Origin of the sequence: Diaphorobacter caeni (genome assembly GCF_015354245.1) — a bacterium.
Taxonomy (GTDB): domain Bacteria; phylum Pseudomonadota; class Gammaproteobacteria; order Burkholderiales; family Burkholderiaceae_C; genus Diaphorobacter_A; species Diaphorobacter_A caeni.
Genome location: NZ_JADKYZ010000034.1, coordinates 1 through 1,063 on the forward strand (window position 1 = coordinate 1; position 1,063 = coordinate 1,063).

Annotated in this window: 1 protein-coding gene; it reads left to right on the forward strand. The window is 59.5% G+C overall.

Annotation, left to right across the window (positions count from 1 at the left end):
• Positions 1-127 precede the first annotated feature (127 nt).
• Positions 128-1,063 (forward strand): Tn3 family transposase (locus ISG32_RS27475; RefSeq protein WP_407645101.1); only part of this gene is annotated, 936 nt, incomplete at its 3' end.

The following is a 1,063-nucleotide window of genomic DNA, read 5'->3' on the forward strand; positions in this document are numbered from 1 at the left end:
GCACATCAACCTGACCGGCGATTACCTCTGGCGCAGCAGCGCCAAGATCGGCGCGGGCAAGTTCAGGCCGCTCCGACCCCTACAACCGGCTTAGCGTGCTTTATTTTCCGTTTTCTGAGACGACCCCTTGTTCTTCACGGACGAGCGTTGGCAGGCAGAGTCCAAGAAACACTATGCCCGTCTATCGTTACCCAGCAAGGCTGCCACTTTCTTGAAGCCTTTGCTGGCCAGAGTAACTGCCGGTGTCGATGCGGTGGCCGCTGCAGCCCGCAGTGGCGTACTGCGCGTGGATGATGAACTCCATTTGTCGCCATTGCCCGCAGAGGACGAAGACCCAGAAGTGACCAAGCTGCGCGCGGCTTTGGATCACCGCATCGGTGAGGTTCAATTGCCGGAAGTGATTCTGGCCGTTGACGCCCAGGTGCGCTTTAGCTGGATCATGCTCGGACGTGAGCCGCGCTCTACCGACGAGCTGCTGATGGTCTATGCCGGCATCATGGCCCACGGCACCAGTCTGACTGCGGTCGAATGCGCGCGCATGATTCCGCAATTGTCTGCCACCAGCATTCGCCAGGCCATGCGCTGGGCGCGGGACGAACGGCGTCTGAGCCAGGCCTGCCAGGCTGTGCTGGAATTCATGCAGCGACACCCGATTGCCGCCACCTGGGGGCGGTCCGATTTGGCATCTTCTGACATGATGAGCATGGAGACCACCAAACGGGTGTGGCAAGCCCGGCTTGATCCTCGGCGCAACACACCTTCCATTGGAATCTACTCCCATGTAAAAGACCGGTGGGGCATCTTCCATGCGCAGCCCTTTGTGCTCAATGAGCGCCAGGCGGGCGTGGCCATTGAAGGTGTCATCCGCCAAGAAAAGCTGGAGACCAGCCAGCTTGCTGTGGATACCCATGGCTACACCGACTTTGCCATGTCACATGCCCGTTTGCTTGGTTTTGATCTTTGCCCGCGGTTGAAGGAACTCAAACAGCGCCACCTCTTTGTGCCACGCGGCACCAAAGTGCCCGCAGAAATCGCTGCGGTGTGCGAAGCCAATGTCGACGTC